A 21,760-nucleotide genomic window follows, 5' to 3' on the forward strand; every position below is an offset into this window, starting at 1 on the left:
AGAACGAGAGGGGCGCCCGTGGCCGTGCCGGACCCGCGGACCGACAGCGCGACCAAGGTGCGCACGGTCTGCTCGTACTGCGGTGTCGGCTGTGGCATGGTCCTCGACGTCGGCCTCGGCCCCGACGGACGCCGTACGGTCCTGAAGGCGTCCGGCGACAAGGAGCACCCGGCGAACGCCGGCCGGCTCTGCACCAAGGGCGCCACCACCGCCGACCTGCTCGCCGCCCCCGGCCGCCTCACCGCCGCCCTGGTCCGCGCCGACCGGGGTGATCAGGCCGAGCCCGCCCCCGTGGACGAGGCCGTCGCCGAGACCGCGCGCCGGCTGCGGGCCGTCGTCGACGCGCACGGTCCCGACGCGGTCGCCCTCTATGTCTCCGGCCAGATGAGCCTGGAGGCCCAGTACCTCGCGAACAAGCTCACCAAGGGCTATCTGCGCACCAACAACATCGAGTCGAACTCCCGGCTGTGCATGGCGAGCGCCGGCACCGGCTACAAGCTGTCCCTCGGCGCCGACGGCCCGCCCGGCTCCTACGCGGACCTCGACCGGGCGGACGTGTTCCTCGTCATCGGCTCCAACATGGCCGACTGCCACCCCATCCTCTTCCTGCGCATGATGGACCGGGTCAAGGCGGGCGCGAAACTGATCGTCGTCGACCCCCGGCGCACCGCCACCGCCGCCAAGGCCGACCTGTTCCTCCAGGTCAGGCCGGGCACCGACCTCGCCCTCCTCAATGGCCTGCTGCATCTGATCCACGACAGCGGCCACACCGACCCCGCGTTCACCGCCGCGTACACCGAGGGCTGGGAGGCGATGGAGGAGTTCCTCGCCGACTACCCGCCCGCCACCGTCGCGGAGCTCACCGGCATCCCCGAGGCCGACCTGCGCGAGGCGGCCCGGCTGATCGGCGAGGCGGGGGAGTTCACCAGCTGCTGGACCATGGGCCTCAACCAGTCCACGCACGGCACCTGGAACACCAACGCCCTGGTCAACCTGCACCTCGCCACCGGCAAGATCTGCCGCCCCGGCAGCGGCCCCTTCTCCCTCACCGGCCAGCCCAACGCCATGGGCGGCCGCGAGATGGGCTACATGGGACCGGGGCTGCCCGGCCAGCGCTCGGTCCTCGTCGACGCCGACCGCGCCTTCACCGAGGAGGTGTGGGGCCTTGGGCCCGGCACGATCCGCGCCGACGGCGTCGGCAGGGGCACGATCGAGATGTTCCGGAAGATGGCCGACGGCGAGATCAAGGCCTGCTGGATCATCTGCACCAACCCGGTCGCCTCCGTGGCCAACCGCAGGACCGTCATCGAGGGCCTGGAGGCCGCCGAGTTCGTCGTCGCCCAGGACGTCTTCGCCGACACCGAGACCAACGCGTACGCCGACGTCGTGCTGCCCGCCGCCCTGTGGACCGAGACCGAGGGCGTCCTCATCAACAGCGAGCGCAACCTCACCCTCGCCCGCCCCGCCGCCGACCCGCCCGGCGAGGCCACCGCCGACTGGCGCCTGATCGCCGACGTCGCCCGCGCGATGGGCTACGAGGACGGCTTCTCCTACACGAGCGCGGAGGAGATCTTCGAGGAGATCAAGCGCTTCCACAACCCGCAGACCGGCTACGACCTGCGGGGAGTCACCTACGACCGGCTGCGCGAGACCCCCGTCCAGTGGCCCGCCGCCACCGCCGACGGCCCCGACCGCAACCCGGTCCGGTACGTGAACCCCGACGGCACCCTCACCTTCGCCACCCCCTCCGGCCGCGCCGTCTTCCACGCCCGCCCGCATCTCGACCCCGCCGAGATGCCGGACGACGACTACCCGTTCGTCCTCAACACCGGCCGCCTCCAGCACCAGTGGCACACCCTCACCAAGACCGCCAGGGTCGCCAAGCTCAACAAGCTTAACCCCGGACCCTTCGTCGAGGTGCACCCCGAGGACGCGGCCGCGCTCGGTCTCGCCGACGGCGACTCCGTCGAGGTCGCCTCGCGGCGCGGCCGGGCCGTGCTGCCCGCCGTCGTCACCGACCGGGTGCTGCCCGGGTCCTGCTTCGCGCCGTTCCACTGGAACGACCTGTTCGGCGAGTACCTCAGCGTCAACGCCGTGACCAGCGACGCCGTCGACCCGCTCTCCTTCCAGCCGGAGCTGAAGGTGTGCGCGGTGTCCCTGACGAAGGTGTCGACCCCGGTGAGCGTGTCCGGGCCGGTGAGCACGCCGGAGCCGCAGGTGCTCGCGCCCACCGCCGTGCTGCCCTCCGCCGCCTCCGTCTTCGGCCTGGAGCCCGCCCCGCCGCCGGTCCTCACCGAACACGAACGCCGGTACCTGGTCGGCTTCCTCGCCGGCATCCCGGCCGGCGCCCCCGGCGTGCCCGTCCTGCCGCCGGACGCCCCCTTCAGCCCCGACCACGCCCTGTGGGTCAACGGCACCCTCGCCGGCATGTACTCCCGCACCGCGACCGCACCGGCGCCCGAGGAGCGCGCCGGGCGCCAGGTGGTGATCCTCTGGGCCTCGCAGACCGGCAACGCCGAGGAGTTCGCCGCCACCACCGCCGAGCGCCTCACCGCGGGCGGCCACACCCCCTCCCTCGTCGCCATGGACGAGGCCGACCCGGCCGCCCTGCCCGCCGGCGCCGATCTGCTGCTGATCACCAGCACCTTCGGCGACGGCGACGCCCCCGACAACGGCGCCGGCTTCTGGGACGGCCTCGACGCGTTGGACACCGGCCGCCTGGAGGGCCGCCGCTACGCCGTCCTGGCCTTCGGGGACTCCTCCTACGACGACTTCTGCGGGCACGGGCGGCGCCTGGACGACCGTATGGGCGAACTCGGCGCGGTACGGCTCGCCCCGCGCACCGACTGCGAACCCGACTACGAGCCGCAGGCCGAGGTCTGGCTGGACCAGGTGCTCACGGCGCTGAAGGAGGCCACCGACCACGGCGGCGCGGCCTCCTCCGTGGCCACCCCCGCCGTCCCGGCGGCCGTCCGCGCACCGGTCCCGGCACCCGTCCCGGCACCGGCCGCCGCCCCGCCCCGCCCGAAGCGCCCCACCCCCGTCACCGCCCGGCTCGCCGGGAACCGGCTGCTCAGCCGGGCCGGTTCCGGCAAGGAGGTGCGCCGCTTCACCTTCGACACCCGAGGCGGCGAGACCCCCCTGGTGTACGAGGCGGGCGACGCCCTCGGCGTACGGCCCCTCAACTCCCCCGCGCTGGTGGAGGAGTGGCTGGCCGTCACCGGTCTGGACGCGGACGCGGCCGTCCAGGTGGCCGGGACCGGCGAGGTCGGTCTCGGCCAGGCCCTGCTGCGGCACCTCGACATCACCCGGATCACCCCGGCCCTGCTGCGCTTCACCGCCGACCGCGCCCGCGACCCGCGCGAGCTGCGCAAGCTGCTGCGGCCGGACAACAAGGGCGAGCTGGCGAAGTGGTCCTGGGGCCGGCAGGCCGTCGACGTGGCCGCCGAGTTCGGGATCCGGGCCGGCGCCCAGGAGTGGACCGAGGCGCTGGGCCGCCTCCAGCCGCGCCTGTACTCGATCTCCAGCAGCCCGCTGACCGACCCCCACCTGGTCTCGCTGACCGTCTCCGTGGTGCGCTACGAGAACCTCGCCGGCCGTCCCCGCCAGGGCGTCTGCTCGCCGTTCCTCGCCGACGCCGCCCCGGACACCGAGGTCCCGGTACACGTCCAGCGCTCGCCGCACTTCCGCCCGCCCGCCAACCCGAACACCCCGATGGTGATGGTCGGGCCCGGTACCGGTGTGGCGCCCTTCGTCGGCTTCCTGCAGGAGCGCCGGGCCCGTGGCCACCGGGCCCCCAACTGGCTGTTCTTCGGCGAACAGCGCCGATCCACCGACTTCTACTACGAGGAGGAGCTCACCGCCCTGCTCGCCGACGGCGGCCTCGCCCGGCTCGACACCGCCTTCTCCCGCGACCAGCGCGCCAAGGTGTACGTCCAGGACCGGATGCGCGAGCACGGCTCCCACCTGTGGTCCTGGCTCCAGGACGGCGCCCACTTCTATGTCTGCGGCGACGCCTCCCGGATGGCCAAGGACGTCGACCAGGCGCTGCGCGACGTCGCCGTCGTGCACGGCGGACTGGGCGAGACGGAGGCCGCGGCGTATGTCAAGCAGCTCGCCTCGGACAAGCGCTACGTGCGAGACGTGTACTGACCGGTGAAATCCGGCCAGAACGGCGCGCCCCTGTTCGGTTTATCAACACTATCCGACAAGATCTGACGCACCCTCCGTCCGTGCCGTCGCACGGGTCCCCCAGAGGAAGGTCGTGGTCATGTCGCACCCGCACGCGTCGCCCATGGACCGGCCGGACCGCCCCGCGCGGGTGGCCGTCAGCCGTCGCCGTCTGCTCGAGGGATCGGCCGCCGTCCTCGGCGCCCTCGCCCTGTCCGCCCCCGGCGCCCACCGCGCCGCCGCCGCGGGCGCCGTCGTGGACAACCCCGAGTGGAACGGCCGCCTCGACGTCTTCCGGCTCGGCACCGAGGCCCCGCACGCCACCCTCATGCCGTACGCCGACCTCGCCCAGGCCCTCGCCGCCGACCGCACCCGCTCCCCGTACCGGCTGAGCCTCGACGGCACCTGGAGGTTCGCCCACGCCGACCGGCCCGACGACCGCGACCCCGACTTCCACCGCACCGACCTCGACGACAGCGACTGGGCGACCCTCCCGGTCCCCTCCGCCTGGCAGCTGCACGGCTACGACCGCCCGCTCTACGTCAACATCACCTACCCCTGGTGGGGTCCCAACGGACTCGGCGAGGACGCCCAGCCGCCGGCCGCGCCCACCCGCTTCAACCCCGTCGGCCAGTACCGCCGTACCTTCACCGTCCCGCGCGGCTGGGCGGGCCGGCGCACCTTCCTCCACTTCGAGGGCGTCAAGTCCGCCCACTACGTCTGGATCAACGGCGAACTCGTCGGCTACCACGAGGACTCCTACACCCCCGCCGAGTACGACATCACCCCGTACCTGAGACCCGGCACCAACCAGATCGCCGTGGAGGTCTACCGCTACTCCGACGGCGACTGGCTGGAGGACCAGGACATGATCCGGCTGAGCGGCATCTTCCGCTCGGTGTACCTCTACTCCACCCCGGCCGTGCACCTGCGCGACTTCCGCCTCGACACCCCGCTCGGCGACGGTCACACCACGGCCGCGCTGTCGGTCACCGCGAGCGTGCGCGACTACGGCGGCGAGGGCGCCGGCCGGTACGCCGTCGAGACCCAGCTCTACGACGCGGGCGGCCACCCGGTGTGGTCCCGGCCGCTGCGCCAGGCGGCCGACCTCGGCTCCGGCGAGGAGCGGACCGTACAGGCCGAGAAGGCCGTGCCCGCGCCGCGCCTGTGGTCGGCCGAGCATCCCTACCTCTACACCGCCGTGCTCCGGCTGCGCGACCCGGCCGGCCGGGTGATCGAGACCCTCTCGCACCGCGTCGGCCTGCGCGAGTTCGTCCTGAAGGACGGGCTGATGCGCATCAACGGCAAGCCGGTCTCCCTGCGCGGCACCAACCGGCACGAGATGCACCCGGCGCGCGGCTCCGCCCTGACCCGCGCGGACCTCGTCGAGGACATCCGGCTGGTCAAACGTCTCAACATCAACACCGTGCGCACCTCCCACTACCCCAACAACCCGCTCTGGCTGGAGCTCGCCGACGCGTACGGCCTCTACCTCGTCGACGAGACCAACCTCGAGACCCACGGCATCCGCGGCCAGTACCCCGGCGACCACCCCGAATGGACCGCGGCCTGTGTGGCCCGCGCCCAGAACATGGTCCACCGCGACAAGAACCACGCCTCGGTCGTCATCTGGTCCCTCGGCAACGAGGCCGGCGGCGGCAGCACCTTCACCGCCATGCACGACTGGATCCGCTCCTACGACACCACCCGGGTCATCCAGTACGAGGGCGACGACCGCCCCGGCATCAGCGACATCCGCTCCGAGATGTACGACACCCCCGCCCGCGTCGAGGCCCGCGCGCAGGACACCGCCGACACCCGGCCGTACGTGATGATCGAGTACGCCCACTCGATGGGGAACTCCACCGGCAACCTCACCGAGTACTGGGACCTGGTCCGCGGTCACGACGTCCTCCAGGGCGGCTGGATCTGGGACTTCGTCGACCAGGCCCTGAGCTGGCCCACCCCGGTCCGCACCCTGTTCACCGAGTCCGGGCCCGCCGCGCTGGCCGGCGAGATCGTCAACCCCAGCGGAAGCTTCCGCCGCGACCGGGGCGTCTCGGGCGCCACGGTCTTCGCGCGCGACCCGCGCCTGGACCTCACCGGCTCGCTCACCCTGGAGGCCTGGGTCACCCCGCACGTCACCGGCTACCACCAGCCGATCCTGGTCAAGGGCGACACCCACTACTCCCTGAAGCAGTCGGGCCGCACCCTGGAGTTCTTCATCTACGGCAGCGGCCAGTGGATCAGCGCGAGCTGGGCGGTCCCCGACGACTGGACCGGCCGCGAACACCACGTCGCGGGCGTCTTCGACGCCGACGCCGGCACCCTCACCCTCCATGTCGACGGCGCGGTCCGGGCCACCCGCACCACCACCGTGCGCCCCGCCGTCAACACCGCGCCCCTGTCCCTGGCCGGCGACGTCGACAACGCGACCCGGGAGTTCAGCGGCACGATCCGCGCCGCCCGCGTCCACGCCCGCGCCCTGACCGCCGCCGAACTCGCCTCCGACGACCGCGGTCCCGGCGACGACGGCGTACGGTTCTGGTTCGACGCCGCCACCGTCGACGTCACCGAGAAGCGGCCCCGCGGGAAGACCTTCCTGGCCTACGGCGGCGACTGGGGCGACAACCCCAACGACGGCGCCTTCTCCGGGGACGGCATCGTGCTGGCCGACCGCGGCCTCACCGGAAAGTCCGCCCAGGTCAAACGCGTCTACCAGGCCGTCCGGGCCCGCCCCGCGACGGGCGAGCGGCTGGCCCCCGGCGACCGGGTCACCCTCACCAACGAGTACCTCTTCACCGACCTCCGCGACTTCGACGGCCACTGGGAGCTGCTCGCCGACGGCAGGGCGGTGCAGCGCGGCAGGCTGAGCCGGGACCGGCTGAAGCTGCCCCCGCTGTCCGCCAGGGACATCACCGTGCCCTTCGCCCCGCCGCGCGACCCCGCGCCCGGCACGGAGTACTTCCTGAACCTGTCCTTCACCACCCGGGAGACCACCCCGTGGGCCAGGGCGGGCTTCGAAGTGGCCCGGCAGCAGATCCCGGTCGACGCCGGCAGCCCCGCCGTCACCCCCGTGCCCCTCGCCGCCGTCCCCGCCCTCACCCACGAGGACGGCGCCACGTCCGTCACCGTCACCGGCAAGGACTTCTCCGTCACCGTCGACAAGCGGACCGGCGTCATCACCTCCTACCGCTCCGGCGGCTCCCCCCTGATCGTCTCCGGGCCCGCCCCGAACTTCTGGCGCGCCCCCACCGACAACGACCGCGGCAACGGCCAGCACACCCGCAACCAGACCTGGCGCGACGCCGGCGCCCGCCGCAAGGTCACCGGCATCGCCGTACGGGCCCTGCGCGACCGGGCCGTCGAGATCGAGGTCACCGGCACCCTGCCCACGACCACCGAGTCGGCGTACTCCACCACCTACACCGTCTTCGGCAACGGCGAGATCAAGGTCGACCACACCCTCCACCCGGGCGCCGCCACCCTGCCGTACCTCCCCGAGGTGGGCACGCTGCTCTTCCTGCCCGCCCGGCTCGAACACCTGCACTACTACGGCCGCGGCCCCGAGGAGAACCACTGGGACCGCAACGACGCCACCGACGTCGGCCTCCACACCGGCACCGTCAGCGGCCAGTGGACCCCCTATCTGCGCCCGCAGGAGAACGGCAACAAGACCGACGTCCGCTGGGTCGCCCTCACCGGCGGCGACGGCCCGGGACTGCTCGTCAGCGGCGAGCCGCTGCTGGAGTTCAACGCCTCGCACTTCACCCCCGAGGACCTCTCCGTCGGCGCCCGGCACGACTACCAGCTCACCCCGCGCAGGGAGGTCGTCCTGCGGGTGAACCACCGCCAGATGGGCGTCGGCGGCGACAACAGCTGGGGCGCCCACACCCACGACGCGTACAAGCTCCTCGCCGACCGCGACTACTCCCACACCTACCGGCTGCGCCCCCTGACCGACCCGGCCCGGGCGACGCGGGCCTCGCGCCGGCCGACGGCCACGCAGTAGCGGGCGGACCGTCCCTGGGTACCGTTTCCTGACGGAACACGAAACGGTACCCAGGGAACAGGAACCTCTCATGACCGAGCAGGACGAGCGATTCGACGTTGTCGTACTGGGCGCCGGCCCCGGCGGCTATGTGGCCGCGGTCCGTGCCGCCCAGCTGGGCAAGCGCGTCGCCGTCGTCGAGGAGAAGTACTGGGGCGGGGTCTGCCTGAACGTGGGCTGCATCCCCACCAAGGCCCTCCTGCGCAACGCCGAACTCGCCCACATCTTCACCCACGAGGCGAAGACCTTCGGCATCAAGGTCGACGGCCAGGTCTCCTTCGACTACGGCGAGGCCTACCGCCGCAGCCGCAAGGTCGCCGACGGCCGCGTCAAGGGCGTCCACTACCTGATGAAGAAGAACGGGATCACCGAGTACGACGGCCGCGGCACCTTCCTCGACCCGCACACCCTCCAGGTCACCGGCTACGACGGCGAGACCCGCACGATCGGCTTCGAGGACTGCATCATCGCCACCGGCGCCACCCCCAAGCTGCTCCCCGGCACCCGCCGCACCTCCCGGGTCGTCACCTACGAGGAGCAGATCCTCGCCGAGGAGCTCCCGCAGTCCGTGATCATCGCGGGCGCCGGTGCCATCGGCATCGAGTTCGCCTACGTCCTGAACAACTACGGCGTGAAGGTCACCGTCGTGGAGTTCCTGGACCGCGTCGCGCCCCTGGAGGACGCCGAGGTCTCCGCCGAACTCGCCCGCCAGTACCGCAAGCTGGGCATCGACGTCCTCACCTCCACCCGGGTCGACTCCATCGACGAGTCCGGGCCCCAGGTCCGGGTCACCGTCACCGGCAAGGACGGCGCCCCGCGGGTCCTGGAGGCCGACAAGGTCCTCCAGGCCATCGGCTTCGCCCCGAACGTCACCGGCTTCGGCCTGGAGAACACCGGCGTCACCGTCACCGAGCGCGGCGCGATCGAGGTCGACGGCCGCTGCCGCACCTCCGTGCCGCACCTGTACGCCATCGGCGACGTCACCGCCAAGCTGATGCTCGCCCACACCGCCGAGGCCATGGGGGTGATCGCCGCCGAGACCCTCGCCGGCGCCGAGACCATGGAACTCGACTACGCGATGATCCCGCGCGCCACCTACTGCCAGCCGCAGATCGCCAGCTTCGGCTACACCGAGGCCCAGGCCCGCGAACTCGGGTACGACGTCAAGGTCGCGAAGTTCCCCTTCACCGCCAACGGCAAGTCCCACGGCCTCGGCGACACCACGGGCTTCGTGAAGCTCATCTCGGACGCGAAGTACGGCGAACTGATCGGCGGCCACCTCATCGGCCCCGACGTCACCGAACTCCTGCCGGAGCTGACCCTGGCCCAGCAGTGGGACCTCACCGTCCACGAGGTCGCCCGCAACGTCCACGCCCACCCCACCCTCGGCGAAGCCGTCAAGGAAGCCGTCCACGGCCTCGCCGGTCACATGATCAACATGTGAGCCCGGGCGGCGGGGCCGTCCGGGGCACCCACCCGAACGGCCCCGCCGCGCTCGCCGCCCGCCGACGCCCGGGATGTCCTGGCACCAGCCGCAGGACCTTCAGCGACGGCACGCGGCGCAGCACCGGAAGGGACGCCCCCCATGACCTCCCACCCCTCTCCGCACAGCCCGAACGGCCCCACCGGCCACACCCAGGGTGAGATCGGCACCGCCTGGTCCGTCCCGCCCGGCGGCCCGCGCCGGTCCGCGGCGGCCGCCCGCGACAGCTTCGCCTCCGGCGGGATCGTCTTCGCCGGCGTCCTGCTGCTCTGCGGCGGTCTCCTGTCCGTCGTCCAGGCCGTGGTCGCCCTCGCCGGTGACGACGTCTACGCCAGTGTCGGCTCCTACGTCTACGAACTCAGCCTCACCGGCTGGGGCGCGATCCACCTCACGCTCGGCGTCCTCGCCGCCGCGACCGGCGCGGCGCTCCTGCGCGGCGTGGCCCGGGCCCGCTTCCCCGGCATCCTCCTGGCCGCGCTCAGCCTGGTCGCCCAGTGGCTGTTCCTGCCCTACGAACCACCGTGGTCGGTCACCGTCATGGCGATCGACGTGTTCGTGATCTGGTCCCTGGCCATGCTCCCGGAGCGGACCCGACCGGAACCGCCCCGAGCCCGCCGGAGCGGATGATGTCCATGTCGGATTCTCGCCAGCGCCGACGCGGCCGGTGGCCGATGCTGGACGCATGCAGAACGCGATGCACACCGACCGCGAGCGCTGTGTGCGCGCCGTGCAGTCGAAGGACGCACGGTTCGACGGATGGTTCTTCACCGCGGTCCTGACCACCGGTATCTACTGCCGGCCGAGTTGCCCCGCCGTGCCGCCCAAGCCGCAGAACATGGTCTTCCACCCGAGCGCCGCCGCCTGTCAGCAGGCCGGCTTCCGCGCCTGCAAGCGCTGCCGGCCGGACACCAGCCCGGGGTCCCCGGAGTGGAACCAGCGGGCCGACCTGGTCGCCCGCGCCATGCGGCTGATCGCCGACGGGGTCGTCGACCGGGACGGTGTGCCCGGACTCGCCGTCCGCCTCGGCTACAGCACCCGCCAGGTGGAACGCCAGCTCCTCGCCGAACTCGGCGCGGGCCCCCTGGCGCTGGCCCGCGCCCAGCGTGCCCAGACGGCCCGCCTCCTCGTCGAGACGACCGGACTGCCCATGGCGGACGTGGCGTTCGCCGCCGGCTTCTCCTCGGTGCGCACCTTCAACGACACCGTGCGCGAGGTGTTCGCGCTGTCCCCGAGCGCGCTGCGCGCCCGCGTCCCGAAGAAGGACCAGCCCCCGCCCACCGGCCCCGCGGCACCGGCCACCGGCGGCACCCTCCAGCTCCGGCTGCCGTTCCGGGCCCCGCTCAACCCCGACAACCTCTTCGGACACCTCGCCGCGACCGCCGTCCCCGGTGTGGAGGAGTGGCGCGACGGCGCCTTCCGGCGCACCCTGCGGCTCCCGTACGGCCACGGAGTCGTCGCGCTCACCCCGCACCCCGACCACATCGGCTGCCGGCTCACCCTCACCGACCTGCGCGATCTCACCGTCGCCACCAGCCGCTGCCGGCGCATGCTCGACCTCGACGCCGACCCGGTCGCCGTCGACGACCAGCTGCGCACGGACCCGCTGCTCGCGCCCCTGGTCGACAAGGCGCCCGGCCGCCGGGTGCCGCGCACGGTCGACGAGGCCGAGTTCGCCGTACGCGCCGTGCTGGGCCAGCAGGTGTCCACGGCGGCCGCCCGCACCCACGCGGCCCGGCTGGTCACCGCGCACGGCGAGCCGGTCGACGACCCGGAAGGCGGCCTCACCCGTCTCTTCCCGTCCCCCGAGGCCCTGGCCGACGTCGACCCCGAGTCCCTGGCGATGCCCCGCACCCGCCGCACCACCTTCACCACCCTCGTCCGCCATCTGGCCGACGGAACACTCCATCTGGGCCCCGAGAGCGACTGGCCGGAGACCCGCGCCCAGCTCCTCGCCCTCCCCGGCTTCGGCCCCTGGACCGTCGACGTCATCGCCATGCGCGCCCTCGGCGACCCCGACGCCTTCCTCCCCACCGACCTCGGAATCCGGCGTGCCGCCCAGGAACTGGGCCTGCCGTCCACCCCGGCGGCCCTGACGGCCCGCGCGGCGGCCTGGCGCCCCTGGCGGGCGTACGCGGTCCAGTACCTGTGGGCGACCGACAGCCACCCGATCAACTTCCTGCCTGTCTAGGGACGTTCCCATGAAGAAGCACACCGTCATCGACAGCCCGTACGGCCCCCTCACCCTCGTCGCCGACGACGACGGCGTGCTGTGCGGCCTCTACATGAGCGGACAGCGCCACCGGCCGCCGCAGGAGAGCTTCGGCCCGCGCGACGACACCCTCTTCGGCGCGGCCGAGGAACAGCTGGAGGCCTATTTCGAGGGCGGACTGAAGGAGTTCACCCTCCGACTCCGCATGACGGGAACCCCGTTCCAGCGCGAGGTGTGGGACCAGCTCCGCAGGATCCCGTACGGCGAGACCCGCTCCTACGGCGAACTCGCCGAGTTCCTCGGCAACCCGGGCGCCTCCCGCGCCGTGGGCCTCGCCAACGGCAAGAACCCGATCGGGATCATCGTCCCCTGCCACCGCGTGGTCGGCGCGAACGGCGGCCTCACCGGTTACGGCGGCGGCCTGGACCGCAAGCAGCGCCTGCTGGACTTCGAGAGCGGCACGGCACTGTTCTGACCCGCGGACCGCTCACGTCCCTCTCCCCCAACCCCACACAAGCACTTGAAGGTCATGCTCGAACCATGCGTATGGAGCAGATCCACCGGGGGGCGACCTTCCCGAGAGCGCGTGGGGAGACGCGTTCCTCTCCTACGCCCCCGACGGCCGGATGCCCTCGCGCGGCCAGCCGTACGGGACGATCGTCACGAAGGACGGGGAGGATCGCGGTGGTCAACCCCGCCGAGGGGACGACGGAGTTGGTCCTGCGACTCCTGCACGCCGCCCATGCCATCGCCCGCGCCCGCCGCGAGCGGTGAGGCGCTCAGACCGGCCGGGGGTCCAGCTCCCGCAGCAGCCGTGGCAGGGCGGTGCCGATCGGTTCGCGGACGACCTCGTCGGCGATCTCGTCGTACGGGGTCGGCTCGGCGTTGACGATGAGCAGGCGGGCGCCGTGGTCGGCGGCGACACCGGCGAGGCCCGCGGCGGGCTGGACCTGGAGGCTGGTGCCGACGGCGATGAACACGGTGCAGGCCTTGGTGATCGCGAGCGCGTCGCCGAGGACGACCGGGTCGAGCCGCTCGCCGAACATCACGGTGGCCGTCTTCAGGATCCCGCCGCACTCCAGACAGGGCGGGTCCGGCTCGCCGGCGTCCACGCGGGCGAGGGCGTCCGCCATCGACCCACGGGCGTGACACTTCGTGCAGACCACGCCGTGCGCGGTGCCGTGCAGCTCCAGCACCTTGCGGTCGGGCAGGCCCGCGCGCTGGTGGAGGCCGTCCACGTTCTGGGTGATCACCCGCACCGGGGTCCCGGACCGCTCCAGCTCGGCGACGGCCAGGTGCGCGGCGTTCGGCTCGGCCCGCAGTGCGCCGGTCTCCCGCCGCATCAGCCAGGAGCGCCGCCGGATCTCCGGGTCCCGCATGTAGAAGTCGTAGGTCACGAGCTTCTCGGCCTCGGGGTCGCGCCGCCACAGCCCGTTCGGACCGCGGTAGTCGGGGATCCCGGAATCGGTGGAGATGCCGGCACCGCTGAGGAGGGCGACGAGTGGCCTGTTCATGGGCCTGAGGGTAAGGTGCCCGCCCGCTCGGGGCGAACGGATATCCGGTGCGCCGGCCGGGGCGTCAGCAGGTCTGGCGGACGTAGCCGGCGGAGCCCTCGGGCACGACCTCCTCGTCGCGGCGCACGACGCCGAGGGTGTCGCCCCAGCCGGAGCAGGCCTGCGCCAGCCCCTTCGCCGTGTACTCGACCACCAGCACGTTGTCGTCGAACGCCTCGGCGAACGCGCCGCACTCGTCGTAGTCGGCGCACTCCTCCACGATGGCGAAGTCCAGGCCCACGGCCTCCCGGTCGGCCACGAGTTCGACGGTGTTCTTCTGGGCGATGGCCAGCCCGTCGGCGTGCGCGTGTGCCGCGAGCAGCTTCATGAGCGCCTCGGCCTGGTCGGCCCGGAGGTAGGACGGGAAGCGGGTGAAGGTGTCGTAGTTGTCGGGCTCGACGGCCCGGTAGCCCTTGGCCGCGCACCCGTCGATCCAGGTGTTCAGCTCGGCGGCGATACGGCGGCGCTTGGCGTCGGTGCGGATGTCCAGGACCGCCTCGTCCCAGTCCTTGTCGTAGACGACCTCGCCCTCGGCGTCGCGCAGCAGCAGATCGGCGTCCCAGTCGCCCTCCGCGCCCTGCTGCGCCTGGAAGGCGTTGATGTTGCAGATGGTGTAGACACCGGGCGCGGGGGCGCTCTCGTGGCTGCGGCTCACCACCTTCACCCCGGCCTGCGGGGTGTACGCGCCCCCTATCTGGTAGTCCCACCGCACATGCTTCGGCGGCGGCGTCACGGCGCCGGCGGACGCGGAGGCAGAGGGGGAGGGGGAGGGGGAGGGGGAGGGGGACACGGACGGGGTCTCCGACGGGGACGCGGTCGCGCCGGGCGCGTGCGCCGCGGTGGCGCTGCTCTGGGGACGCGAGGTGATCTTCACGGCCGCGACGCCCAGCCCGGTGACGGCCAGGACCGCGGCGAGGCCGACGAACACGCGCCGCCTTCGACGCCCGCGTCCGTTTCCGGAGCCGGGCGGGGGCGGCGCGGCGGGCTCCCCGGGCTCCCCGGTCTCCACCGGCCCCTCGGAATCCGGCAACGCCCGCAGCGTACGGCGCAGTTCGTCGAGGCCCGGGCGGGCCGCCGGGTCCTTGTCGAGGCAGCGTTCGGCGATGCCGCGCAGCGGTTCGGCGACTCCGTCCAGGGCCGGCGCCTCGTACATCACCCGATAGCCCGTCAAGTACGGGCTGCTGCCGTCGAACGGGCGGTTGCCGGTGGCCGCGTAGACCAGCAGCGACCCCAGCGAGAAGACGTCCGAGGCACCGGTGACCTCGCGCGGCGCGGTGAACTGCTCCGGCGACATGAAGGGCGGGGTGCCGATCAGCCGGCCGGTCATGGTGAGGGCCTCGTTGTCCACGGCGTGCGAGATGCCGAAGTCGATGACACGGGGGCCGTCCTCGGCCATCAGGACATTGCTCGGCTTCAGATCACGGTGCACCACACCGGCCCGGTGGATGTCCCGCAGTGCCTCGACGAGCCCCAGCGCGAGCACCCGCAACGCGCGTCCGCGCAACGGGCCGTCCTCGGCCACGATGTCCGACAGCGTGCGGCCCGGGATGTACAGGGTCGCCATCCACGGCTGCGCCGCGTCCGGATCGGCGTCCACCACCGGCGCGGTGAAGGCCCCGCTGACCCTGCGGGCCGCCGTGACCTCCTGCCGGAAGCGCGTGCGGAACTCCTCGTCCAGCGCGTACGGCGGGTGCACGACCTTGACCGCGACCCGCCGTCCGGAGTCCGACAGGCCCAGATAGACGATGCCCATGCCACCACTGCCGAGCCGGTCGACCAGGGTGTAGCCGCCCATGGACTGCGGATCGCCGGGGCTCAGCGACATCGCGCGTCACCTTTTCCAAGTGCCGGGCTCCGAGAAGCTGTTCAAGGGGCAACAGACTAGGCCCTGTCCGGGCACGCACCCCCGCCGGGCCCTCGGCCGCCGTCGGCCGATCATGACGCATGCCCCGCATGCTGTCGATGTCCGTTGTTGCTCGGACCTTGTTCGCCGGTTGCCTGTGCGGATGCCGCGCGCGGTGTTAGCGTCCCGGCATGGCCAAGGTCACCGTCTCCCTCGATGCCCGGCTCGTCGTCGAGGTCATGGTTCTCTCCGGGGTCGGCAACCCCCAGGACGCCGTCGAACTCGTCGTCCGGGACTACATCGAGCGCGGGCACCGCACGGAGGCCCGGGTCGCCGCCCGCGACGAGGCGCTGCGCGAGGTGGACGGCGCACCGCCCAACCCCGAGGGCTGAGCCGGCGGCGTCCATGGCTCAGGTCGCCGGGTGGCCGTTCTCCAGTTCGACCGGTCCCGAGCCGTCCGCGAGGGCGTCGAGGGCGGCCAGGACACGGTGGCCGAGGGCGCCCAGCAGATGGCCGGTGATCTCCTCGCGCGGGACCAGCCGCCAGGACAGCAGTTCCTCCTCCTGGAGCCGGATCGCCTTGAGGTCGTCCTCGTCGAGGATCCCGCCGTCGTAGAGGTACGCCACCAGCGGCGGCCTGCCCGGTCCGACCGACCAGTCCACCGCGAGCAGCCGCCCGAGCGGACGGTCGAGGCCGATCTCCTCCAGCGTCTCGCGGCGCGCGCCCTGCCGGGGGGTCTCGTTCAGGTCGGACTCCACGGTGCCGCCCGGCAGCGCCCAGCCGTCCCGGTAGTTGGGCTCGACGAGCAGCACCTGCCCGCGCGCGTCCCGGAAGAGGACGGCGGCGCCGGCCAGGATGCGCGGCAGGGAGGCGATGTACGCGGCGAAGTCGGAGGCGCTGGAGGCAGTCATCCCAGCAGGGTATCCAGCCCCCTCGCCCGGTTCCGCCGCCCGCGCCCGCACGCGCCCGCCCATGACACCCCGGTGCGCTCGCACACCCACCCGCGCGCCCCTCGCGCCCCCCTTCCGTTCCCTTACGCCTCCACCAACCGCACCGTCCGCTCCGCCAGCTCGCTGATCCGGGCCCCGTCGAAGCCGAACACCGCGCTGTGCACGGTGTCCTCCAGCGGGTCCGTCCAGTGGGCGGGGATCGCCCGTGCCCCCGCCAGGACGCCGGCCACCGAGCCCGCCGTGGCGCCGTTGGAGTCGGTGTCCAGGCCGCCGCGGACGGTGAGGGCGAGGGTGCGCGTGAAGTCGCCGTCGCCGTAGAGCAGCCCGGCGGTGAGGACGGCGGCGTTCGGGACGGTGTGGATCCAGCCCAGGCCGGACGTCTCGGCGCCGATCGTGGCGAGGGTGTCCTCCCAGCTCAGGCCCGTGTCGTGGAGAGCGGCGACCCGGCGCACGGTCCGGGCGAGACGGCTGCTCGCCGGGATGACGGCCATCGCCTCCTCGAACGCGCCGCGCACCGTCGGCGCGGTGAACGCCGCCGCGATCAGCGCCGCCGACCACATCGCGCCGTAGACCCCGTTCCCGGTGTGCGAGAGCACCGCGTCCCGGCGGGCGAGGGACGCGGCGCGCCGTGGGGCGCCGGGGCTGGTCCAGCCGTAGACGTCGGCGCGGATGAGGGCGCCGATCCACTCCTGGTACGGATTGTCGTACGTCGCCGTCAGCGGCGGTCTGATGCCGCCCGCGAGGTTGCGGTAGGCGGCGCGTTCCGCGGTGAACGTCTGCAGGTACGGCAGCCGCAGCAGCCACAGGTCGCCGACCTGCTCGGTGGTGAAGGCGAAGCCGTGGGTCTCCAGCAGGTCGAGGCCGAGGATCGCGTAGTCGACGTCGTCGTCGCGGCAGCTGCCGTGGACCCGGCCGCGCACACAGCTGCGCCACTCGGGCCGCAGCCGCCCGCGGTCCTCCTCGGTGGCGGGCTCGGGCAGATAGTCGGTGAGGGGGAGCGCGCCGGCGCGGCGCAGATAGCCGTCGATGCGCTCGCGGGTCCACACCTCGCCCTGTTCGACCGGTTTGCCGAGCATGTTGCCGGCGATCCGGCCCAGCCAGCCGCCGAGCACACGGTCGGCGAGGGCGGGCCCGGTGGTCCGGGAAGTCCCCATGGGGGTCATGGATCCGGTTTACCCGATTCCGGGCGGGCGCGCGCGGTTTTCGGCGGCCTCCACAGGCGGCCCTCAGGCTGTCCCAGGGTGCGGGCAACGCATGACGGCGGGGGCGTCCTCCGGTTAAGGTCGCTGCGGCGCGACTGGCCCTGACGTGCGCGGGGCCCGGAGAGCAAGGGGATGGAAACGGTGGCGGACGCTGCAACGCAGGGCACCCGACAGCGGGTGCTCGTGGCCGCGGACAAATTCAAGGGGTCGCTGACGGCCGTACAGGTCGCCGAGCGGGTGACGGCCGGGCTGCGCCGGGCCGTGCCGGACGTCGAAGTGGAGGCCCTGCCGGTCGCCGACGGCGGCGACGGCACCGTCGACGCGGCGGTCGCGGCCGGGTTCGAGCGCCGGGAGGTACGGGTCGCCGGTCCCCTCGGGCACGAGGTCACCGCCGCGTTCGCGCTGCGCGGCGACACCGCCGTGGTGGAGATGGCGGAGGCGAGCGGTCTGCAACGGCTGCCCGCCGGTGTCTTCGCCCCGCTGACGGCCTCGACGTACGGCTCCGGAGAGCTGCTGCGGGCCGCGCTGGACGCGGGTGTCCGGACGATCGTGTTCGGGGTCGGCGGCAGTGCGACCACCGACGGCGGCGCGGGCATGCTGTCCGCGCTCGGGGCCCGGTTCCTGGACGAGGACGGCGAGCCGGTGGCGCCGGGCGGCGGCGGACTCGCGGACCTGGACCGCGCCGACCTGTCCGGTCTCGACCCGCGGCTGAAGTCCGTGGAACTGGTCCTCGCCAGCGACGTCGACAACCCGCTGACCGGCCCGAAGGGCGCCCCGGCGGTGTACGGGCCGCAGAAGGGCGCCTCCCCGGACGACGTGGAGGCGCTGGACGAGGCGCTCGCGCACTACGCGAAGGTCCTGGAGGCGGCCGTCGGTCTGCGGGCCGCGGAGTACGCGGTCGCGCCGGGCGCCGGGGCCGCGGGCGGCATCGGCTACGGCGCCCTGCTGCTGGGGGCCCGGTTCCGGGCCGGCATCGAGGTGATGCTGGACGTGCTGGGCTTCGCGCCGGCCCTGGAGCGGGCGGAGCTGGTGATCACCGGCGAGGGCTCGCTGGACGCGCAGACGCTGCACGGCAAGGCCCCCGCCGGGGTCGCGGCCGCCGCCCGTGCCGCCGGCAAGGAGGTCGTCGCGGTCTGCGGCCGGCTCGCCCTGCCGCCGGAGGCCCTCGGCCGCGCCGGCATCCGCCGGGCATACCCCCTGACGGAGATCGAGCCGGACGTCTCCACGTGCATCTCGGACGCGGGCCCGATCCTGGAGCGGGTCGCCGAGCGCATCGCCGGGGACTTCCTGACCTGACAGCACCACAAGCGCCCCTCAAGGGGCGCGGGGAACTGCGCGAAGGGCCACGACGGCGCAGCAGACGAACAACCAGCACGAAGGGCCCCGGACCACATCGGTCCGGGGCCCTTCGACACGCGTACCGCTACGGCAACTGGGCCGCCCGTGCCTCACGCCGGTTGTCGCGGAAGTTGTTCACCCGGCGGGCCGTGGCGAACAGCGGGATCACCGCGCCCATGACGAGCTGCAGCGCGCAGCCGGTCTGCAGCAGCAGCTGACCGCTCGGGGCGTCGAACGCCCAGGCCGCCAGCAGCCCCATCGACAGCACGATCCAGACGAGCACCGCGCCGGCGAGGCGGCCCCGCGGCTTGGGGTACTCGACCCGGCTCACCATCAGCCAGGCGGTGCCCAGGATGGCCAGCAGCGTCGCCACGAAAGGCAGCTCGAGCAGCACGATCGAGACGACGGTGAGCGCGCCGAACGGCGAGGGCATGCCCTGGAACATGCCGTTCGGCGGTGTCACGCACGAGAATCTCGCCAGTCGCAGCACCACGGCCAGCAGGACGACGATCGCGCCGAGCGCCGCCACCCGCTGGTGGGCGTCGTCGGCGACCATGCCGTAGACCAGGACGAAGTACGCCGGGGCCAGGCCGAAGCTGATCAGGTCGGAGAGGTTGTCCAGCTCCGCGCCCATCGGCGAGCTGCGCAGCTTGCGCGCGACCAGGCCGTCGAACAGGTCGAACACGGCCGCGCAGAGCATCAGGATGACGGCGGTGGCCGCGCTGTGGCGGGCCATGCCGGTCTCCTGGTCCCCGGTGAGGTGCGGGATCAGGATGCCGGTGGTGGTGAAGTACACCGCCATGAAGCCGCACGTGGCGTTGCCGAGGGTGAGGGTGTCCGCTATCGACAGACGCAGCGAGAGGGGCATCTCCTCCTCGTCGTCCGCGTCGTCGGCCTCGGGCACCCAGCCCGCCTGGGTCTCAGGGTCAATCACGGTCAATGCGAGTCACCCCCGCCACGGTCTTCTGGCCGACCTCGACCGCGACCTCCACGCCCTCGGGCAGGTAGATGTCGACGCGCGAGCCGAAGCGGATGAGGCCGATCCGCTCGCCCTGCTCGACCTTCGTGCCCTCGGGGAGGTAGGGGACGATACGGCGGGCGACGGCACCGGCGATCTGGATCATCTCGATGTCACCGAGTTCGGTGTCGAAGTGCCAGACGACGCGCTCGTTGTTCTCGCTCTCCTTGTTGAACGCCGGAACGAACCCGCCGGGGATGTGCTCCACGGACGTGACCGTGCCGGAGAGCGGCGCGCGGTTGACGTGGACGTTGAGCGGGCTCATGAAGATCGCGACCCGGGTGCGTCCGTCCTTCCACGGCATGATGCTCTGCACCACTCCGTCGGCGGGGGAGATGACCCGGCCCGGCGCGATCTCGCGCTCGGGGTCGCGGAAGAACCACAGCATGCCCGCCGCGAGAGCGGTGGCGGGTACGGCGACGGCCTTGGCGACGCCCGAGCGGCGGGCGCGGACCAGGCTGACGGCTGCGGTGGCGACGGTCGGCAGAAGCCACGGCGATGCTCCGCGCGCGAGGCGTGCGCCTACCAGGCGGTCGCGGTGTGCAGAGGTTTGGCTGTGGGGCATGGATGACCTTCGTAGCGGACGATGCCGCGCTTCGACGGGGGACGGCGGCTTTCCGGCGATCGTAGCGGTTCGGGGGCGCAACTGGGTAAGCCAGGAAGCCGAGTCGACGGCCGGGGGAAGTTGACGGGGTGTGATCTTCTTCTCGAAGAAAACACCCCCAACCCGGACATCTAGCCCTGGAACCGATACTCTTCGAGCAGTCGGCGCCCGATGATCATTTTCTGGATTTCGGCGGTACCTTCACCGATCAGCAGCATCGGGGCCTCCCGGTAGAGGCGCTCGATCTCGTACTCCTTGGAGAAGCCGTAGCCGCCGTGGATCCGGAAGGCATCCTCCACGACCTCCTTGCAGTACTCGGAGGCGAGGTACTTCGCCATACCGGCTTCAAGGTCGTTTCGTTCCCCGGAGTCCTTTTTGCGTGCCGCGTTCACCATCATGGCATGCGCGGCCTCGACCTTGGTAGCCATCTCGGCGAGCTTGAACTGGATCGCCTGGTGCTGGGCGATCGCCTTGCCGAACGTGTGCCGCTGCTGGGCGTACTGAACGCCCAGCTCGAAGGCACGCTGAGCGACGCCGCAGCCACGCGCCGCCACATTCACGCGTCCCACCTCGACGCCGTCCATCATTTGGTAAAAACCTCGGCCGGTGACCCCGCCGAGCACCCGATCGGCGGGAAGCCGCAGGCCATCCATGATCAGCTCGGTGGTGTCGACACCCTTGTAGCCCATCTTCTCGATCTTGCCGGGGATCGTGAGGCCGGGGCGGACCTCTCCGAAGCCGGGCTCCTTCTCGATCAGGAAGGTGGTCATCGACTTGTGGGGGGCCGTGCCCTCGGGGTGTCCTTCGTCACTTCTGACCAGAACGGCCACCAGCGACGACGTACCGCCGTTCGTCAGCCACATCTTCTGACCGTTGAGGACGTACTCCTCGCCGTCCCGCACCGCCTTCGACGTGATCGCCGACACGTCCGAGCCGAGACCCGGCTCCGACATCGAGAACGCGCCCCGGACGTCGCCGGCCGCCATCCGCGGCAGGAAGTGGTCCTTCTGCTCCTGCGTGCCGTGCTGCTTGAGCATGTACGCCACGATGAAGTGCGTGTTGATGATCCCGGAGACCGACATCCAGCCCCGGGCGATCTCCTCCACGCACAGCGCGTAGGTGAGGAGCGACTCGCCCAGACCCCCGTACTCCTCGGGGATCATCAGGCCGAACAGGCCGAGTTCCCTGAGGCCGTCGACGATCTGCTGCGGGTACTCGTCGCGGTGCTCCAGCTCGGTGGCGACCGGGATGATCTCCTTGTCCACGAAGTCGCGGACGGTGGAGAGGATCTCCTGCTGGACGTCGGTCAGACCGGCGGTCTGGGCGAGACGGGCCATGG

Annotated in this window: 15 protein-coding genes; 8 read left to right on the top strand and 7 right to left on the bottom strand. The window is 72.5% G+C overall.

Annotated elements, in window-relative coordinates:
- Nucleotides 1–96 precede the first annotated feature (96 nt).
- The 6 genes from ACYQ8Q_RS36115 (at nucleotide 97) to ACYQ8Q_RS36140 (ending at nucleotide 12,388) form a co-directional block, all read left to right on the top strand.
- Complete coding sequence (locus tag ACYQ8Q_RS36115) at nucleotides 97–4,152, top strand: molybdopterin-dependent oxidoreductase (RefSeq protein ID WP_460073627.1); 4,056 nt, start codon at nucleotides 97–99, stop codon at nucleotides 4,150–4,152.
- A 118-nt stretch (nucleotides 4,153–4,270) separates the two neighbouring features.
- Entirely contained in the window at nucleotides 4,271–8,182 is a 3,912-nt protein-coding gene (locus ACYQ8Q_RS36120) for a glycoside hydrolase family 2 TIM barrel-domain containing protein (RefSeq protein ID WP_460070869.1), read from the top strand.
- 70 nt (nucleotides 8,183–8,252) lie between these two features.
- A complete protein-coding gene (gene lpdA / locus ACYQ8Q_RS36125) occupies nucleotides 8,253–9,665 on the top strand; it encodes a dihydrolipoyl dehydrogenase (RefSeq protein WP_460070871.1) in 1,413 nt (470 codons plus the stop codon).
- A 141-nt stretch (nucleotides 9,666–9,806) separates the two neighbouring features.
- Nucleotides 9,807–10,331, top strand: coding sequence for a DUF7144 family membrane protein (locus ACYQ8Q_RS36130; protein WP_460070872.1), 525 nt, complete (start codon nucleotides 9,807–9,809; stop codon nucleotides 10,329–10,331).
- Nucleotides 10,332–10,398: 67 nt separating this feature from the next.
- Nucleotides 10,399–11,892: an AlkA N-terminal domain-containing protein gene (locus ACYQ8Q_RS36135; RefSeq protein ID WP_460073629.1), complete on the top strand. Its 1,494-nt coding sequence runs from the start codon at nucleotides 10,399–10,401 to the stop codon at nucleotides 11,890–11,892.
- Nucleotides 11,893–11,902: 10 nt separating this feature from the next.
- Nucleotides 11,903–12,388 carry a methylated-DNA--[protein]-cysteine S-methyltransferase gene (locus ACYQ8Q_RS36140; RefSeq protein ID WP_460070873.1) on the top strand — a complete coding sequence of 162 codons (486 nt, stop codon included), beginning with the start codon at nucleotides 11,903–11,905 and terminating at the stop codon, nucleotides 12,386–12,388.
- Nucleotides 12,389–12,692: 304 nt separating this feature from the next.
- On the opposite strand, the gene ACYQ8Q_RS36145 is transcribed toward ACYQ8Q_RS36140, so the two are convergent.
- A complete protein-coding gene (locus ACYQ8Q_RS36145) occupies nucleotides 12,693–13,427 on the bottom strand; it encodes an SIR2 family NAD-dependent protein deacylase (RefSeq protein ID WP_460070874.1) in 735 nt (244 codons plus the stop codon).
- Between the two features lie 64 nt (nucleotides 13,428–13,491).
- Nucleotides 13,492–15,291 carry an endo alpha-1,4 polygalactosaminidase gene (locus tag ACYQ8Q_RS36150; protein WP_460070875.1) on the bottom strand — a complete coding sequence of 600 codons (1,800 nt, stop codon included), beginning with the start codon at nucleotides 15,289–15,291 and terminating at the stop codon, nucleotides 13,492–13,494.
- A gap of 209 nt (nucleotides 15,292–15,500) precedes the next feature.
- On the opposite strand from ACYQ8Q_RS36150, the gene ACYQ8Q_RS36155 reads away from it, so the two are divergent.
- Nucleotides 15,501–15,701 (top strand): DUF2191 domain-containing protein, encoded by a 201-nt coding sequence (locus tag ACYQ8Q_RS36155; protein WP_460070876.1) that lies wholly within the window; start codon nucleotides 15,501–15,503, stop codon nucleotides 15,699–15,701.
- Between the two features lie 18 nt (nucleotides 15,702–15,719).
- On the opposite strand, the gene ACYQ8Q_RS36160 is transcribed toward ACYQ8Q_RS36155, so the two are convergent.
- The gene (locus tag ACYQ8Q_RS36160; RefSeq protein WP_460070879.1) at nucleotides 15,720–16,220 is read right to left on the bottom strand and encodes an NUDIX domain-containing protein; all 501 of its coding nucleotides are present in this window, start codon (nucleotides 16,218–16,220) and stop codon (nucleotides 15,720–15,722) included.
- 122 nt (nucleotides 16,221–16,342) lie between these two features.
- Nucleotides 16,343–17,422: an ADP-ribosylglycohydrolase family protein gene (locus ACYQ8Q_RS36165; RefSeq protein WP_460070880.1), complete on the bottom strand. Its 1,080-nt coding sequence runs from the start codon at nucleotides 17,420–17,422 to the stop codon at nucleotides 16,343–16,345.
- Between the two features lie 216 nt (nucleotides 17,423–17,638).
- Between ACYQ8Q_RS36165 and ACYQ8Q_RS36170 the strand changes: the two genes are divergently transcribed.
- Nucleotides 17,639–18,757 carry a glycerate kinase gene (locus tag ACYQ8Q_RS36170; RefSeq protein WP_460073631.1) on the top strand — a complete coding sequence of 373 codons (1,119 nt, stop codon included), beginning with the start codon at nucleotides 17,639–17,641 and terminating at the stop codon, nucleotides 18,755–18,757.
- Nucleotides 18,758–18,884: 127 nt separating this feature from the next.
- Here the strand turns inward: ACYQ8Q_RS36170 and pssA are convergent, their stop codons facing one another.
- From pssA to ACYQ8Q_RS36185, 3 genes are all read right to left on the bottom strand, one after another.
- Nucleotides 18,885–19,739: a CDP-diacylglycerol--serine O-phosphatidyltransferase gene (gene pssA, locus ACYQ8Q_RS36175; RefSeq protein ID WP_240512876.1), complete on the bottom strand. Its 855-nt coding sequence runs from the start codon at nucleotides 19,737–19,739 to the stop codon at nucleotides 18,885–18,887.
- The gene (locus ACYQ8Q_RS36180; RefSeq protein WP_460070881.1) at nucleotides 19,726–20,382 is read right to left on the bottom strand and encodes a phosphatidylserine decarboxylase; all 657 of its coding nucleotides are present in this window, start codon (nucleotides 20,380–20,382) and stop codon (nucleotides 19,726–19,728) included. Before ACYQ8Q_RS36180 ends, pssA begins: the two co-directional genes overlap by 14 nt.
- 170 nt (nucleotides 20,383–20,552) lie before the next feature.
- Nucleotides 20,553–21,758: an acyl-CoA dehydrogenase family protein gene (locus tag ACYQ8Q_RS36185; RefSeq protein ID WP_460070883.1), complete on the bottom strand. Its 1,206-nt coding sequence runs from the start codon at nucleotides 21,756–21,758 to the stop codon at nucleotides 20,553–20,555.
- Between the last annotated feature and the right edge of the window lie 2 nt (nucleotides 21,759–21,760).

The sequence above is a fragment of the Streptomyces sp. YKOK-I1 genome (assembly GCF_054660435.1).

Excerpts from the sequence above, each read along its gene's own strand:
- ACYQ8Q_RS36180 (WP_460070881.1), bottom strand. The coding sequence starts at position 20,382 with ATGCCCCACAGCCAAACCTCTGCACACCGCGACCGCCTGGTAGGCGCA.
- ACYQ8Q_RS36150 (WP_460070875.1), bottom strand. The coding sequence starts at position 15,291 with ATGTCGCTGAGCCCCGGCGATCCGCAGTCCATGGGCGGCTACACCCTG.
- ACYQ8Q_RS36165 (WP_460070880.1), bottom strand. The coding sequence starts at position 17,422 with ATGACCCCCATGGGGACTTCCCGGACCACCGGGCCCGCCCTCGCCGAC.
- lpdA (WP_460070871.1), top strand. The coding sequence starts at position 8,253 with ATGACCGAGCAGGACGAGCGATTCGACGTTGTCGTACTGGGCGCCGGC.
- ACYQ8Q_RS36160 (WP_460070879.1), bottom strand. The coding sequence starts at position 16,220 with ATGACTGCCTCCAGCGCCTCCGACTTCGCCGCGTACATCGCCTCCCTG.
- ACYQ8Q_RS36140 (WP_460070873.1), top strand. The coding sequence starts at position 11,903 with ATGAAGAAGCACACCGTCATCGACAGCCCGTACGGCCCCCTCACCCTC.
- ACYQ8Q_RS36185 (WP_460070883.1), bottom strand. The coding sequence starts at position 21,758 with ATGGCCCGTCTCGCCCAGACCGCCGGTCTGACCGACGTCCAGCAGGAG.
- ACYQ8Q_RS36155 (WP_460070876.1), top strand. The coding sequence starts at position 15,501 with ATGGCCAAGGTCACCGTCTCCCTCGATGCCCGGCTCGTCGTCGAGGTC.
- ACYQ8Q_RS36120 (WP_460070869.1), top strand. The coding sequence starts at position 4,271 with ATGTCGCACCCGCACGCGTCGCCCATGGACCGGCCGGACCGCCCCGCG.
- ACYQ8Q_RS36135 (WP_460073629.1), top strand. The coding sequence starts at position 10,399 with ATGCACACCGACCGCGAGCGCTGTGTGCGCGCCGTGCAGTCGAAGGAC.
- ACYQ8Q_RS36145 (WP_460070874.1), bottom strand. The coding sequence starts at position 13,427 with ATGAACAGGCCACTCGTCGCCCTCCTCAGCGGTGCCGGCATCTCCACC.
- ACYQ8Q_RS36130 (WP_460070872.1), top strand. The coding sequence starts at position 9,807 with ATGACCTCCCACCCCTCTCCGCACAGCCCGAACGGCCCCACCGGCCAC.
- ACYQ8Q_RS36115 (WP_460073627.1), top strand. The coding sequence starts at position 97 with ATGGTCCTCGACGTCGGCCTCGGCCCCGACGGACGCCGTACGGTCCTG.